Annotated in this window: 13 protein-coding genes; all 13 read left to right on the top strand. The window is 71.3% G+C overall.

Going from position 1 to position 14,488, the window contains the following annotated elements; translation table 11 throughout:
- Positions 1-155 precede the first annotated feature (155 nt).
- A complete protein-coding gene (locus tag JJ683_RS08760; protein ID WP_200173204.1) occupies positions 156-1,091 on the top strand; it encodes an SDR family NAD(P)-dependent oxidoreductase in 936 nt (311 codons plus the stop codon).
- Between the two features lie 15 nt (positions 1,092-1,106).
- Entirely contained in the window at positions 1,107-2,768 is a 1,662-nt protein-coding gene (locus JJ683_RS08755; protein ID WP_200173202.1) for an AMP-binding protein, read from the top strand.
- A gap of 227 nt (positions 2,769-2,995) precedes the next feature.
- Positions 2,996-3,556, top strand: coding sequence for an FAS1-like dehydratase domain-containing protein (locus JJ683_RS08750; RefSeq protein ID WP_307810783.1), 561 nt, complete (start codon positions 2,996-2,998; stop codon positions 3,554-3,556).
- The gene (locus JJ683_RS08745) at positions 3,553-3,990 is read left to right on the top strand and encodes a Zn-ribbon domain-containing OB-fold protein (RefSeq protein WP_200173198.1); all 438 of its coding nucleotides are present in this window, start codon (positions 3,553-3,555) and stop codon (positions 3,988-3,990) included. Before JJ683_RS08750 ends, JJ683_RS08745 begins: the two co-directional genes overlap by 4 nt.
- Positions 3,987-4,409: a hotdog family protein gene (locus JJ683_RS08740; protein ID WP_200173196.1), complete on the top strand. Its 423-nt coding sequence runs from the start codon at positions 3,987-3,989 to the stop codon at positions 4,407-4,409. Before JJ683_RS08745 ends, JJ683_RS08740 begins: the two co-directional genes overlap by 4 nt.
- The gene (locus JJ683_RS08735; RefSeq protein WP_200173194.1) at positions 4,406-5,587 is read left to right on the top strand and encodes a lipid-transfer protein; all 1,182 of its coding nucleotides are present in this window, start codon (positions 4,406-4,408) and stop codon (positions 5,585-5,587) included. The genes JJ683_RS08740 and JJ683_RS08735 overlap by 4 nt, the downstream gene beginning before the upstream one ends.
- Positions 5,588-5,668: 81 nt before the next feature.
- Positions 5,669-6,880: a DegT/DnrJ/EryC1/StrS family aminotransferase gene (locus tag JJ683_RS08730; protein ID WP_200173192.1), complete on the top strand. Its 1,212-nt coding sequence runs from the start codon at positions 5,669-5,671 to the stop codon at positions 6,878-6,880.
- A 1-nt stretch (position 6,881) separates the two neighbouring features.
- A complete protein-coding gene (locus JJ683_RS08725; RefSeq protein ID WP_200173190.1) occupies positions 6,882-7,757 on the top strand; it encodes an SDR family NAD(P)-dependent oxidoreductase in 876 nt (291 codons plus the stop codon).
- A complete protein-coding gene (locus JJ683_RS08720; protein ID WP_200173188.1) occupies positions 7,754-8,902 on the top strand; it encodes a steroid 3-ketoacyl-CoA thiolase in 1,149 nt (382 codons plus the stop codon). Before JJ683_RS08725 ends, JJ683_RS08720 begins: the two co-directional genes overlap by 4 nt.
- A gap of 31 nt (positions 8,903-8,933) precedes the next feature.
- Positions 8,934-11,195 (top strand): acyl-CoA dehydrogenase family protein, encoded by a 2,262-nt coding sequence (locus tag JJ683_RS08715; RefSeq protein ID WP_307810782.1) that lies wholly within the window; start codon positions 8,934-8,936, stop codon positions 11,193-11,195.
- Between the two features lie 39 nt (positions 11,196-11,234).
- Positions 11,235-12,476, top strand: coding sequence for an acyl-CoA dehydrogenase family protein (locus JJ683_RS08710; protein ID WP_200173186.1), 1,242 nt, complete (start codon positions 11,235-11,237; stop codon positions 12,474-12,476).
- A gap of 2 nt (positions 12,477-12,478) precedes the next feature.
- Positions 12,479-13,606 carry an acyl-CoA dehydrogenase family protein gene (locus JJ683_RS08705; RefSeq protein ID WP_200173184.1) on the top strand — a complete coding sequence of 376 codons (1,128 nt, stop codon included), beginning with the start codon at positions 12,479-12,481 and terminating at the stop codon, positions 13,604-13,606.
- 26 nt (positions 13,607-13,632) lie between these two features.
- Positions 13,633-14,466: an IclR family transcriptional regulator gene (locus JJ683_RS08700; protein ID WP_200173182.1), complete on the top strand. Its 834-nt coding sequence runs from the start codon at positions 13,633-13,635 to the stop codon at positions 14,464-14,466.
- Positions 14,467-14,488: the final 22 nt, after the last annotated feature.

Here is a 14,488-nt window from a genome sequence, read left to right as displayed (position 1 = left end):
CATCCATAATGGATCAAGCGCTTGCTCAACTTATTTTCACTGTGTCCGTTTCTTTGCGGCGACGGTGCCGACGCGGTTGCCCGATCCCTTGCGGGCCCGCCGCGCACGGCAGACCGTGCAGCGCCGGTATCGTGCCGCAGTCAGGAGTTCTTGGCATGTCATCCGCAGATCACAAACCCGCACTGGCCCTGGTGACCGGCGCGAGCCGGGGCATCGGCAGCGCCATCGCACGGCGACTCGCCGCGGACGGCGTGGCCGTGGCCGCGGTGTCGCGCACGCTCCGGCCCGGTTCCGGCGCCCTCGGCGGGTCGCTGGAGGAGACGGTGCAGCAGATCCGTGCCGCCGGCGGCACCGCCGAGGCCTTCGCCGCGGATCTGGGCGACCCGGAGCTCGATCGCCGCGCCCTGATCGCGCAGGTGGAGGACGCCTTCGGCCTGCGCGTCGATGCACTGGTCAACAATGTCGCCGCGGCGCGCCGCTACGACGTGCTCTTCGCCGACATGCAGCGCGAGTGGTTCCAGGATTCGGTGGAGACCAACCTCTGGAACACCTGGGACCTGATGAACGCCGTCATCCCCGGTATGCGCGAACGCGGCGCGGGCTGGATCGTCAACATCTCCTCGCGGCAGGCGGGCCCGCGGGTGGGGCCGCCCTTCGCGTTCCACCCGCTGGCGGGGTCGGTCCTCTACGGCGGCACCAAGGCCATGCTCGACCGCATGACCACGGGCGCCGCGATGGAGCTCTACGACGACGGCATCGCCGTCAACACGCTCGCACCCAACCGCGGCGTGGCCACCGAGCACGCCGCCGGCGCCGTCCCCGGCTGGCCGTCCGAGCCCGAGGCGACGATGGCCGAGGCCACGCTGCTGCTGTGCACCGAGGACCCGCGTGAGGTCACCGGCCGGGTGGCCTACAGCCTGCCGCTGCTCAAGGAGTTCGGGCGGCCGGTGCGTGCGCTCGACGGCACCGGGCTGGTCGAAGGCTGGCAGCCGGACGATCTCGACCCCGAATCGTTCCTGCCGCCGTACCTCAACTTCAACCCTCCTGGCGCTGTCCCCGAGAACCTGCTGCCCTCGGCCGCGCAGTCCTGACAAGAAACGGAGACGATGGTGGAAACTTTCGCCGAGGTCGTGCGCCTGCGCGCCGACGACGACAAGACCGGCCTGCTGTTCGAAGACGACTCGTGGACGTGGCGCGAGATCGTGCAGGCCGGCGCCGACCGCGCCGCCGCACTGGCCGACCTGGTCCCGCAGCCGGCCGACCGTCAGGTGCACGTGGGGGTCCTGCTCGAAAACGTCCCCGACTTCGTGTTCTGGCTCTGCGCCGGGCCGTTGGCCGGCGCCGTGATCGTGGGCGTCAACGCCAGCCGCAGCGGCCCTGAGCTGGCGCACGACATCCAGCACGCCGACATCGACGTCCTCATCACCGAGGACAAGCTCGCGCACCTGGTCACCGATACCGGCCACGGCGTGCCCGCCGAGCGGGTGCTCAACGTCGACGGCCCCGCGTACCGCGAGTGGCTCGGTCGGTACAAGGGCTCGCCGCTGCCGACGGAGATCCCGGGGCCGGAGCTGCTCGCGCTCCTGATGTTCAGCTCCGGGTCGACGGGGGCGCCCAAGGCCGTCATCGTCGGCCAGGGCAGGCTGGGCCGGCTCGTCGAGGCGCTGGTCGACCGCATCTCGCTGCGGCGTGATTCGGTGACCTACCTGAGCATGCCGCTCTTCCACGGCAATGCGGTGATGATGAACCTCGCGACGGCGATGCGCGTCGGCGCCACGGTGGGGATGACCCGCAAGTTCACGGCCGGCGGCTTCTCGGCAGACATCCACCGGTTCGGCGCGACGTTCGTCAACTACGTCGGCCGGGCGCTGTCGTACGTGCTCACCACGCCGGAGGATCCGCGTGACCGCACGAGCACCCTGGAGCTGGCCTTCGGCACCGAAGCATCCGAGACCGACGTGACCCGGTTCGCCGAGCGCTTCGGCTGCACGGTGTTGGAGGGCTACGGGCTCAGCGAGGGCGTGTTCCGCCTGGGCCGCACCGCGGAAAGTCCGTCGCAGTCGCTGGGCAGGCCGCAGGGCGACGCCGACATCCGGGTCCTCGACCCGGCCACCGGGGTCGAGTGCCCGCGCGCCGAGTTCGACGAGGACGGGCGGCTGATCGATGCGGCCGCGATCGGCGAGATGGTGGCCGTAGGGCTGGCGCACACCTTCGAGGGGTACTACAAGAACCCCGGCGCCATGGCCGACCGCGTCAAGGGTGACGATTTCTGGTCGGGCGATCTCGGCTACCGCGACGCCGACGGCTGGTTCTACTTCGCCGGCCGCTCGTCGGACTGGCTGCGGGTGGACAGCGAGAACTTCTCGGCCGCCCCCGTCGAGCGGGTGCTCCAGCGCATGCCCGGCATCGCCGCGGCGCCGGTGTTCGCCGTGCCCGACCCGCGCACCGGCGACAAGGTCATGTGCGCCGTCGAACTCGAGCCCGGCGCCCGCTTCGATCCCGCCGAGTTCGGCGCGCACCTCGAGAAGCAGCCGGAGATGGGCGCCAAGTGGTGGCCGTCGTTCGTGCGGGTCGTCGAGGCGATCCCCCTCACCGGCAGCGGCAAGGTGAACAAGGCCCCGCTGCGCAACGCCGCATGGGTCACCGACGACCCCGTCTACGCCCGCGTCGGCCGCACCAGCGGCTACGCCCTCCTCGATGAGGAGCGGCGCAGCGAGATCGAATCGGAGTTCCGCAGCCACGGGCGCATCGCGCTGCTGCCCCGATAAGGCCGTCTCGCGCGGTCGCACGACGGCTCCGTCCGGGCCCTTCGCGAGGGCCGGGACGGAGCCGTCGTGCGCGCGGCCATGTCGCGCCGGGTACCGGGCCCGCCGTGTCCAGAGGACATCCCCGTGGTCGGGACGCGGGCGTTTCCTTTCGCAGCCGACCCTGCTACCTTTTAGATCAAGCGCTTGCTCAACTTGAAATGATGCGAATCCCGAGAGGGGAGGAACCGGTGGACGATCTGGACGAACGGCTCCAGCGGTACGTGGGGGCCGAGGCTGAGCCTCCGCGCGTGGCCCGCTACGACGTGGGCGAGGCGATGATCCTCAACTGGGTCGAGGCGCACGACGACCGGAACCCCGTCTACGTCGACCGCGACGCCGCGCGCGCCACCGGCCGCACGGACGTGATCTGCCCGCCCGCGATGATCTCGACCTGGGTGATGTCGGGCTACCGGCGCTACCGCGAGGTGCAGCGCCTGCGCGCCGAGGGTGTCGTGGAGGACTTCGCCTACTCGCGCCTGCTCGCCGAGCTCGACAAGGACGGCTACACCTCGGTCGTGGCCACCAATGTCGAGCAGGACTACCACGTGGAGCTGCACCCCGGAGACCATGTCACCTGCCACTTCACCATCGAGGCCGTCTCGCCGGTGAAGAAGACGGGTCTGGGCGAGGGGCGCTTCATCACCTTGCTCAAGAAGTACGTCGACCGGGACGGAAAGCTGCTGGTGACCGAGCGTTTCCGGCTGCTGCGCTTCGCCCCGGGCACCACCGATTCCCAGGAGACGGCATGACCGACCAGCAGCACACGGCCGTACCCCGGCTGACGATCACGCAGGACAACGAGTTCTTCTTCTCCGCCGCCCGCGAGGGGCGCCTGGAGATCCAGCGGTGCACCGACTGCGAGACGCTGCGGCACCCGCCCGCCCCCACGTGCCCGCACTGCCGCTCGCTGAAGTGGGACACCGTCGCGTCCACCCGCCGCGCCACCCTGCACAGCTTCACCGTGCTGCACCACCCCAAGGACCCCTCGTTCGACTATCCGCTGGCGGTGGGCCTGGTCGACCTCGAGGAGGGCACCCGCCTGGTGGCCGACATCGCCGGAATCGACCACGACAAGCTCGAGTTCGGCATGGAACTCGAGGTGGGCTTCGCCGAGCACGCCCACGGTGAGATGCTTCCGCAGCTGCGCCTGCCCGGCTCCACGGATGAGGAGGCCGGCCGATGAGCACCTTCGCCGATCTGCGCAGCGCCGCGGCGGGTGAGACCCTTCCCCCGCTCGACATCCCGCTCGACCGCACGCTCATCGTCGCCACGGCCGTCTCCTCGCAGGACTTCGAGGACGTCCACCACGATCCGGGCAAAGCGCAACAGCGCGGAACACCCGACATCTTCATGTCGATCAACACCACCAACGGCCTGATCGACCGCTACATCACCGACTGGTCCGGTCCCGCCTCGAGGATCACCCGCACCGCGCTGCGCCTGGGCGTACCGAACTTCCCCGGCGACACGATGACCTTCACCGGCGAGGTCACCGCAGTCGAGGGCGCCGCCGTCACCGTGAAGGTGGTGGGCGCCAACTCGCGCGGGGTGCATGTGAGCGCGCAGGTCACCGTCGAACCGACCGAAGGAGCCGCACGATGAGCAGCGGACTGTCCGGCGCCGCCGCGATCGCGGGCATCGGCGCCACCGAATTCTCCAAGAACTCCGGCCGCAGCGAATGGCAGCTGGCGTGCGAGTGCGTGCTCGCGGCGCTGGCCGACGCGCAGATCGGCGTCGACGAGGTCGACGGCGTCTCGCTGTTCACGATGGAGAACAACCCCGAGATCGCCGTCGCCCGCGCCCTGGGCATCCCGCAGTTGAAGTTCTTCAGCCGCATCCCCCACGGCGGCGGCGGGGCTTGCGCGCCGGTGCAGCAGGCGGCGCTGGCCGTGGCCACGGGCGTCGCCGACGTGGTCGTCGTCTACCGCGCGATGAACGAACGCTCCGGCCACCGCTTCGGTGCCGGCCCGCCCGCCTTCGCCTACAACCAGAACACCGATCAGGAATACCGCAACTGGATCAATCCGTACGGGCTGCTCACCCCCGCCCAGCAGGAGGCGTTCCTCGCGAAGCTGTACATGCATCGCTACGGAGCCACCAGCGCCGACTTCGGTGCGATCTCGGTGCTCTCGCGCAAACACGCTGCGAACAACCCGGCCGCATGGTTCCACGAGCGGCCGATCACCATCGAAGACCACCAAGCCTCGCGCATGATCGCGGATCCCATCCGGCTGCTCGACTGCTGCCAGGAGTCCGACGGCGGTCAGGCGCTGGTGATCGTTTCCGCCGAGCGCGCCCGTGATCTGCCGCATCCGCCGGCGATCATCTCCGGCGCCGCGCAGGGCGTCGGCCCGCAGCAGATCTCGATGAGCAGCTACTACCGCGACGACATCGACGACATGCCCGAGGTACGCCTCGTCGCCGAGCAGCTGTGGAGCCAGGCCGGCATCGGGCCTGACGACATCGACGCCGCGATCCTCTACGACGCGTTCACGCCCATGGTCCTGCTGCAGCTGGAGCAGTACGGCTTCTGCGGCACCGGCGAGGCCAAAGACTTCATCGCCGACGGCAACCTCGAGCTCGACGGGCGGCTGCCGATCAACACCAACGGCGGCCAGCTCGGCGAGGGGTACATCCACGGCGTCAACGGCATCGCCGAGGCGGTACGGATGATCCGCGGCACCTCCGTCAACCAGCCGCCGAAGCAGCTCGACCACGTGCTGGCCACCGGCGGTTCGCCGGTGCCGCACAGCGCACTGGTGCTGTCCTCCGACCGCTGAGCATCCGCCGCGGCACGACCGGAATGCTCCGACCGCGCCGCACACGCACCGCACTTTCAAAGTCACAATAAGGAGAAGGCAATGACCGATCGCATCACCTACGCGCGGGCCACGCACGGCGAGGAAGAGATCCAGGCCGTGATCGACGTGCTGCGCAGCGGCCACCAGGGCCTGCGCATCGGCAAGAACGTCGACGCCATGGAGACCCGGGTCCCGGCGCTCAGCGGCAAGAAGTACGGCGTCATGTGCAACTCGGGCTCGTCCGCGCTGTACCTGGCCGTCGAGCTGCTGGACCTGCCCAAGGGCAGCGAGGTCATCACGTCGGCGCTGACCTTCTCCACCGATATCGCCCCGATCGTGCGCGCCGGGCTGGTCCCGGTGTTCGTCGACGTCGAGCCGAACACCTTCAACGCCGACGCCTCCAAGATCGAGGCGCTGGTCTCCGACAAGACCCGCGCGATCCTGCTGCCGAACCTCGCCGGCAACTGCCCCGACTGGGACGCGATCCGTGAGATCGCCGACCGGCACGACCTGAAGATCATCGAGGACTCGTGCGACGCGCTCGGGCCCGAGCTCCGCGGCCGCCCCACCGGCGCGCGCGCCGACATCTCCGTGACCAGCTTCTCGATGGCCCACATCATCACCTGTGCCGGCCAGGGCGGCATGGTGATGGTCGATAGCGAAGCCGAGCGTGACAAGGCCCTGCTGCTGCGCCGCTGGGGCCGCCGCAGCGAGCCCAACCTGTTCGGCAGTACCAAGAACGTGGGGCGCGTGTTCCGCGAGAAGCTCGACGGCGTCGACTACGACAACGACTTCATCTTCGATGTGATGCCCTGGAACTTCGAGCCGTCCGAGCTCGGTGCCGCCTACGGTGTGGTGCAGCTGGGCAAGCTGGCGGACAACTACAAGCGCCGCAAGGAGACCCGCGCCGCCTACACCGCCGCCTACGCGGAGTTCCCGGAGTTCTTCTCCACCCCCGTCGAGCACGAGGGCCTGGACACCGCGTGGCTGTGCTACCCGGTGATGGTCAACAAGGACGCCCCGTTCAGCCGCAGCGATCTGCAGGAGGCCCTGGAGGCCGACGGCATCGACACCCGCACCGTGTGGAGCGGCAACCTGCTGCGCCACCCGATGATGGCGGGCGTCGAGTTTCGCCAGCCGGCCGAGGGCCTGCCGGAGACGGACGCCGTCTTCGAGCGCGGCATGACCCTCGGCATGAGCCACGGGCTCACCGACGCCGAGGTGGCCCGCATCGGCGAGAGCATCCACAACTTCGCGCAGAAGCACCGCTGACATGGGCCCCGCGAAGAATGGGACCGCCGCGGCCGGCCGGTTCTCCGGCCGGCGCGCACTGGTCACCGGCGCGAGCCGCGGCATCGGGGCGGCCATCGCCGAGCGGCTGGCCGCCGAGGGCGCAGACGTGGTGATCACCGCCCGCACGCAGGATCCGGGAGGCCCGCTCGGCGGCAGTCTGGCCGAGACGGCCGACCGGCTGCGCGCCTACGGCGGCACCGTGGGCACGATCACCGCCGACCTCACCGATCCCGAGCAGCGCGCGGGCATCGTGGAGCGGACCGTGGAACTGCTCGGCGGGCCGATCGACGTGCTCGTCAACAACGCGGCCGCCGCGATCTACCAGCCGCTGCTGGAGTACCCGCTCAAGAGGCGGCAGATCACGTTCGAGGCCAACGTGCACGCGCCGCTCGATCTCATGCAGGCGGCGGCACCCGGCATGGTCGGGGCCGGCGAGGGCTGGATCGTCAACGTCTCCAGCGCCACCGCCCGGCACGCCGCCGGACCGCCGTTCGACCTGGTGCCCCCCGGCACCGCGATGGCGGTCTACGGGGCCTCGAAAGCGGCGCTCGACAGGATCACGCACGGTATGGGCGTCGAGCTCTACGGCACCGGCGTGCGCGTGAACACCGTCCAACCCAAGGCCGCAGTGCTGTCGGAGGGCGCCCGTAACCTCGTCGGCGACACCATCCGCCCCGACCAGGTCGAATCGATGGAGCAGATGGTCGAGGGCGTGCTCGCCGCGTGCGACTGCCCGCCCGAGGTCACCGCCCGCGTCTGCGTGAGCCTGGATCTGATCGACGAGTTCGGCGCCGAGGTGCGCGGGCTCGACGGCGGTCCGCTAGAGCAGTCCACCGCGAAGGAGGAGAGCGCATGAGCGATCCCGTCATCGTCGACATGCTCCGCACGCCGTTCGGCAAGCGGGGCGGGTGGGTCTCTCCGATCCACTCCGCTGCGCTGCTGGGCACGGTCCAGCGCGGGGTGATCGAACGGGCCGACGTCGCACCCGAGCTCGTCGAGGAGGTCGTGGGCGGCTGCGTCACGCCGCTGGGCGAGCAGTACGGTCACATCGCCCGCACCTCGTGGCTGTACGCAGGCCTGCCGCCGCAGACCGGCGCCACCACCATCGACGCCCAGTGCAGCACCGCGCAGCGGTCCGTGCAGCTGGTCGCCGGCCAGATCGCGCTCGGTGCCATGGACGTGGGTTTGGCCTGCGGCGTCGAGGTGATGACCCGCGCCCCGCTCACCGCGAAGGCGGGCACCGGTCTGGGCACCCCGCGCCCGGCCGATTGGGCGGTGGAATACCCCGATCAGTACACCGGCGCCGACCGCATCGCCGCCCACCGCGGCTTCACGCGCACCGACATCGACGCGTTCGGGCTGCGCTCGCAGCAGCGCGCCCGGGCCGCGTGGGACGCGGGCAAGTTCGATCGCGAGGTCCTCCCGGTGTCCGTGCCCAGCGAGGAGGAGGGCGGCGAGCCCACCCTCGTCACCCGCGACCAGGGCCTGCGCGAGACCTCCATGGAGGCGCTCGCCGGGCTCAAGCCGGTCAAGGAGGGCGGGCTGCACACCGCCGGCACCTCGTCGCAGGTGTCCGACGGCGCATCGGCCGCGCTGCTCATGTCGGCGCAGCGCGCGGGCGAACTGGGCGTCAAGCCCCGCGCCCGCCTGCTGGCGCAGACCATCGTCGGCGGCGACCTGACCTACCTGCTCGACGGCCCCATCGCGGCCGGGCGCAAGGTCATGGACAAGCTCGGCATGACGGTCGACGACATCGACCTGTTCGAGGTGAACGAGGCGTTCGCATCGGTGCCGATGTCCTTCGCCCAGGTGCACGGCGTGCCGGACGACAAGCTCAACGTCAACGGCGGGGCGATCGCCCTCGGCCACCCGGCGGGCGCCACCGGTATCCGTCTGCTTGCCACCGCGGCGAACGAGCTCGAGCGGCAGGACAAGTCGATCGCGCTGGTCGCGATCTGCGCGTCCGCGTCGACGACCGCAGTCATCCTCGAGCGTCTCTGAGCGCTCCTCCCCGCGAAAGGAAGACCACGACGTGGCAACGGCAACCGACGACAAGGCGGCGCCGATCCCGAGCCTGGCTCTCGGTGAGGACCAGGCGGCGCTCGCGGAGGCGGTGGCGGCATTCGCCCGGCACGCCGGCGGCGCCTCCGCCGCGCGGGCCGGGCTCGCCGGCTTCGCATCCGGCACTCTCCCCGAAAACTGGCCGCGGCTGCTGGCGCAAGGCTTGCACGCGATCCACCTGCCGGAGCGCTGCGGCGGCGACGGCGCGGGGATGGCGGAGCTGGCCGTCGTGGTCGAGCAGCTGGCCCGGGGCCTGCACCCGGGCCCGTTCACGCCCACCGCCATCGCCGGCGCGACGCTGACCCAGGCCGCGCAGTCGGAGGCGGTGGACGCACTTCTCGCGCGCTTCACCGAAGGGGCCACCGGAGCAGTGTGCACCGGCGCGGGCCTCACCGCGCAGCGCGCCGACGGCGGATGGACGGTGACGGGGACGAGCGACCCGGCGCTGGGCATCCCCGGGGCGGACGTGGTACTCGTGCGCGCCGAGGCCGACGGGTCGCCGGTGTGGTTCCGGCTGCCCGAGGGCCCGGGCGCGACGATCACGCAGCGGATCGGTGTCGACGCCACCCGCGCGATCGGGACGCTGACCCTGCAGGAACTGCACGTTCCCGGCGAGGACGTGCTCGACGATATCCGGGACGGTGACGCCGAGTGGGTGCGCGCCGTCGTGTTCGCCGCCGAGGCCGCCGGCATCGCCGGGTGGTCGCTGGAGACGGCCACGGCGCACGTGCGCACCCGCGAGCAGTTCGGCAGGCCGATCGGCTCGTTCCAGGCGGTGCAGCACAAGGCGGCGATGATGCTGGTGCGGTCGTCGATCGCGTGCGCCGCCGCGTGGGATGCCGCGCGCGCCGAGTCGGGCGACGACGTGCAGCGCGCGATCGCCGCCGCGCAGGCGGTGGTGGCCGCGCTCGAGGCCGCGGTGGACAACGCCTTCGAGTGCGTCTCGCTGCTCGGCGCCGTGGGCTTCACCTGGGAGCACGACGTGCACCTGTACCAGCGCCGAGCATTGAGCATCGCCGCCCTGGCGGGCTCGCCCGAGCGGTGGAGCGCACGCCTGGGCGAGCTGGCGTTGGCGGGCGGGGCGCGGGACTTCTCCTTCGTGACCTCAGAGACGCTGCCGGAGTTGCGCACCCAGATCGGCGCGACGCTCGACCAGGCGGCGCAGATGCCGCCGGACGAGGTCGAGGGGTACGGCTGGGGCACGGGCCGCGGCGGCGCACGCCGTGCCGTTCTCGCCGAGGCGGGCCTCGTGGCGCCGCACTATCCGGCCCCGCACGGGCTGGGAGCCGGACCCGTGGAGCAGGCCGTCATCGCGCAGGAGTACGCGGCGCACGGCCTGGACCAGCCGACGATGGTGATCGGCGAGTGGGTGCTGCCCACACTGCTCTCGCACGGCAGCGACGCCCAGCGCGAGCGGTTCGTCGGCCCCACGCTGCGCGGTGAGATCGTGTGGTGCCAGCTGTTCAGCGAGCCGGGCGCCGGCTCCGATCTGGCCGGGCTGTCCACCGCCGCGCGCCGCGTCGACGGCGGCTGGGTGATCAACGGCCAGAAGGTGTGGAACACGAACGCCCACGAGGCCGACTGGGGTGTGTGCCTGGCACGCACCGACCCGTCGGCCCCCAAGCACCAGGGCATCTCGTACTTCCTCATCGACATGCACGCCGAGGGGGTGGACGCCCGTCCCCTACGCCAGGCTACCGGCCGGGCTGAGTTCAACGAGGTCTTCCTCGACGAGGTGTTCGTCCCCGACGAGTGCCTGGTGGCAGGTCCCGGCGAGGGCTGGCGTCTCGCCGCCACCACGCTCGCCAACGAGCGGCTGCAGATGGGGGCGGCACTGGGCCACGGCGCCGGCGACCGGTTCCAGCGGCTCATCGAGGCGGGCGAGTACGACTGCCCGCGCGAGGACGCCGTCCGCACGATGGGGCGTGGGGTCTCACGCGAGCTCGCCCTGCAGGCGCTGAACCTGCGCGGCGTGCTGGCGCGTCTCGCAGGCGCCGGGCCGGGCGCGGAGATCAGCGTGTCCAAGCTCTACAACGCGCTCGCGCAGCGGGACGGCTCCCGCGACCTGATCCGGCTGCTGGGGCCGGGCGCCGCGGCGCACGACGCCGAGCCGGGCGTGACAGACGACCACGTGACCGACCACCTGGGGCTGCCCGCGGTGTTGTTCGGTGGCGGAACCATCGAGATCCAGCTGGGCGTGATCGCCCGGCGTGTGCTGCGTCTGCCCCGCTGACCGGCGGCATCCGCAGCACGAACCGTGAAGGAGCGACACATGTACCCAGACCTGTCCGACGCATCGAAGAAGCTGCGCAGCGAACTGCGCAGTTACTTCGCGGAGATCATCAACGACGAAGACCGCCACGCACTGATGGACCAGACCGAGGGCGGCCCCGTCTTCGACCGGATCCTGCAGAAGATGGGCGCCGACGGCTGGCTCGGGCTCGGCTTCCCCACCGAGTACGGCGGGCGCGGCGAAGACCCCGAGGCCCTCTACGTGTTCTACGACGAGGTCATCCGCGCCGGCGCGCCGCTGTCGCTGGTCACGCTCAACACGGTGGCCCCGGCGCTCATGCACCACGGCACCCAGGAGCAGAAGGCCTTCTTCCTCCCCAAGATCCTCACCGGCGAGCTCATCTTCGCGATCGGATACACCGAGCCCGGCGCGGGCACCGACCTCGCGTCGCTTGCCACCCGGGCCCGCATCGAGGGCGACGAACTGGTCATCAACGGCAACAAGATCTTCACCTCCGCCGGCGTCTACGCCGACTGGGTCTGGCTGGCCGTACGCACCGATCCCGACGCCCCGCGGCACAAGGGCATCTCGGTGGTACTCGTGCCCACCTCCTCGCCCGGCTTCTCCGTCACCGAGATCCACACCGTCGGCGGCATCAGCACCTCGGCCACCTACTACGAGGACGTGCGCGTCCCCATCAGCAATGTGGTGGGCGAGCTCAACAAGGGCTGGGGCCTGATCACCAACCAGCTCAACCACGAGCGGGTGGCCCTGGCCGCGCGCGGCGGTATCGCCAACGAGCTGCTCTCCGAGGTGCTCGAGTGGGCCAAGGCCGAGCCGTACGGCGACGGGCACGTCTACGACCTGCCGTGGGTGCGCGGCAAGTTCGCCGAGCTCTACGCGCTGCTCAGCGCGGTCGACCTGATCAACCTGCGCCTTGTCGCCGACGTCGCGGCGGGCACGCTCGGCGGCGGCGATTCGGCGGCCGCCAAGATCATGGGCACCGAGGGCGTCGTCTCCGCTTACGGGATGCTGCAGGAGATTCTCGGCGCCAAGGGGCTGCTGCGCCCGGGCAGCGTCGGCGCGGCCCTGGAGGGCCGGGTGGAGGCGCTGGGCCGTCGCGCCCAGAACAACACCTTCGGCGGCGGCACCAACGAGGTCATGCGCGAGATCGTCGCCTCGAAGACCCTCGGCATGACGATGGCCTCCCGGCGCCGCCCCTCGGCGGAGCCGGCGAAGGCCGCCGACCCTGCCGCCACGACCACGAATGGAGCGAAGTAACCATGCAGTTCGACTTCTCGGAAGACCACGCCTCTATCCGTGACCTGGCGCAGCAGATTTTCGCCACCCGCACCGACACCACCGTGTTGCAGGCGATCGAGCGCGACGGCGGCTTCGACGCCGAGCTGTGGAAGAACCTCTCGGAGTCCGACCTGCTGAGTATCGCCGTGCCGGAGGCGGCGGGCGGCGCCGGGATGGGCATGCTCGGACTGGTCGCGCTGCTCGAGCAGCAGGGCCGGCGGGTCGCCGCGGCGCCGGTGTGGTCCACGGTGGCCACCGCCGCGCTCCCGCTGGCCGAGTTCGGCAGCGACGTGCACAAGCAGACCTGGCTGCCGGGGCTTCTCGACGGTTCGCGGATCGTCACCGGCGCGTTCGAGGTGGGCGACGGCTCCGACATCGCCGTGCGCGCCGAGACGTCGGGCGACGGCTGGTCGCTGACCGGCACCCTGGCCTCCGTGCCGGCCGCGCAGCAGGCCGCCGCGATCCTCGTTCCGGTGCGGCAGCCCGACGGGGAGCCCGCCGTGGTGATCGTCCGCACGGACGCGGACGGGGTCACCCGCACCGCCGTCGACGTCACCAGCCACGAGGCGCACGCCGCAGTGGAACTGTCGGGCGTGGCCGTCGCGGCCGACGACGTCCTCCCCGCTGACGGCGCCGACGTCATCGCGTGGACCCTGCGCCGCGCGCGTATCGCACTCGCCGCGCTCGCTGTGGGCGTGTGTTCGCAGGCGCTCGCGATGACGGCGAAGTACGTCTCCGAACGCGTGCAGTTCGGTCGCCCGCTCTCCACCAACCAGGCCGTCTCGGTGCGCGCCGCCGATGCGCACATGGATATCGAGGCCATCCGGCTGACCACCCTGCGCGCCGCGTGGCTGCTCGACCTGGGCCGTGAGGACGAGGCCGAGACCGCGGCGCTGGTGGCCAAGTGGTGGGCATCGCGCGGCGGTCTGCGCGCGGTGCACGCCACCCAGCACCTGCACGGCGGCATCGGCGCGGACGTCGACTTCCCGATCCACCGCTACTTCATCTGGGGCCGGCAGATCGCATTCTCGCTGGGCAGCGCAGACGCCGTCGGCGCAGAGCTGGGCGACGCACTCGAAGCGGGAGCTGCCATCGGATCGCCCGCCTGACGGGCAGGCACGACCGGGAGGACCGTATGCCTCGCACAGCAGCCGGCGACATGCCGACGTCGATGATCGAGCGGGTGACGCTGATCTTCGACGCCTTCCACAGCGCCGGCGAGACGCTGACCCTCGGCGGCGTCGCGCTCCGCGCGGGCCTCCCGTACTCGACCACCCACCGCATTCTGGAATCGCTCATCCGGCTGGAGTGGGTCAACCAGACGCCCCTCGGCTACGCCCTGGGGAGACGCGGGCTGCGGTTCCGCAGCGCGGCGGCCGATTACTCCGCGCTGCGCGGTACCGCCGCACCGCACCTGCACGCGCTGCACTTGAAGACCGGCACCCCGGTGTTCCTGACAGTGCTGGACGGGGTGGACGAGCTGGTGCTGGACCGGGTCGGGAGTGGCCGCACCTCGGCGCCCGGCTTCGAGGTGGGGGCACGGGGGGCACTGCACAGCACCGTCGGCGGCCGGGCGATGCTGTCCGTCCTGGTCCCCGAGGACGTGGAGGAACTGATCGCCGCGTCGCAGCGAGGCGGTCGCGTCGACCTGCCACCGTCCCTGCCGCCGTTGCACCGCGAGCTCCACAGCGTGCGGAGGCGCGGCGGGCTCGCCGTCGAGCGCGCGGCGACCGTCCCCGGTTTCGGCGTCGGGGCCGGGCGCGTGAGCACCGCCTCCGCGATCGTCGGCCTCGCCGCCCCCGTACCCGGCGCGCAGGGAGCCCCTGCCGCGGTGTCACTCTGCGCGCGGCCGACCATTCCGATCCGCGAATGGTGCATTCCTCTGCTCGTGCAGGCGGCGCGCCGAATCAGCAGCGAGGCTGCCGGCCACGCCCCGGAAACCCGGCCCTCGGTCCGCGCGACCGCCTGAACGTCCGCGCAAACGACGGCGT

Source organism: Tomitella cavernea, assembly GCF_016599145.1.
Lineage (GTDB): Bacteria > Actinomycetota > Actinomycetes > Mycobacteriales > Mycobacteriaceae > Tomitella > Tomitella cavernae.
This window is presented reverse-complemented; position numbering and strand designations above follow the sequence as displayed.

Bases quoted from the DNA above. Each gene is read 5' to 3' on its own strand.
- JJ683_RS08745 (WP_200173198.1), top strand. From the start codon at position 3,553: ATGACCGACCAGCAGCACACGGCCGTACCCCGGCTGACGATCACGCAG.
- JJ683_RS08755 (WP_200173202.1), top strand. From the start codon at position 1,107: ATGGTGGAAACTTTCGCCGAGGTCGTGCGCCTGCGCGCCGACGACGAC.
- JJ683_RS08740 (WP_200173196.1), top strand. From the start codon at position 3,987: ATGAGCACCTTCGCCGATCTGCGCAGCGCCGCGGCGGGTGAGACCCTT.
- JJ683_RS08735 (WP_200173194.1), top strand. From the start codon at position 4,406: ATGAGCAGCGGACTGTCCGGCGCCGCCGCGATCGCGGGCATCGGCGCC.
- JJ683_RS08725 (WP_200173190.1), top strand. From the start codon at position 6,882: ATGGGCCCCGCGAAGAATGGGACCGCCGCGGCCGGCCGGTTCTCCGGC.
- JJ683_RS08730 (WP_200173192.1), top strand. From the start codon at position 5,669: ATGACCGATCGCATCACCTACGCGCGGGCCACGCACGGCGAGGAAGAG.
- JJ683_RS08700 (WP_200173182.1), top strand. From the start codon at position 13,633: ATGCCTCGCACAGCAGCCGGCGACATGCCGACGTCGATGATCGAGCGG.
- JJ683_RS08710 (WP_200173186.1), top strand. From the start codon at position 11,235: ATGTACCCAGACCTGTCCGACGCATCGAAGAAGCTGCGCAGCGAACTG.
- JJ683_RS08720 (WP_200173188.1), top strand. From the start codon at position 7,754: ATGAGCGATCCCGTCATCGTCGACATGCTCCGCACGCCGTTCGGCAAG.
- JJ683_RS08760 (WP_200173204.1), top strand. From the start codon at position 156: ATGTCATCCGCAGATCACAAACCCGCACTGGCCCTGGTGACCGGCGCG.
- JJ683_RS08705 (WP_200173184.1), top strand. From the start codon at position 12,479: ATGCAGTTCGACTTCTCGGAAGACCACGCCTCTATCCGTGACCTGGCG.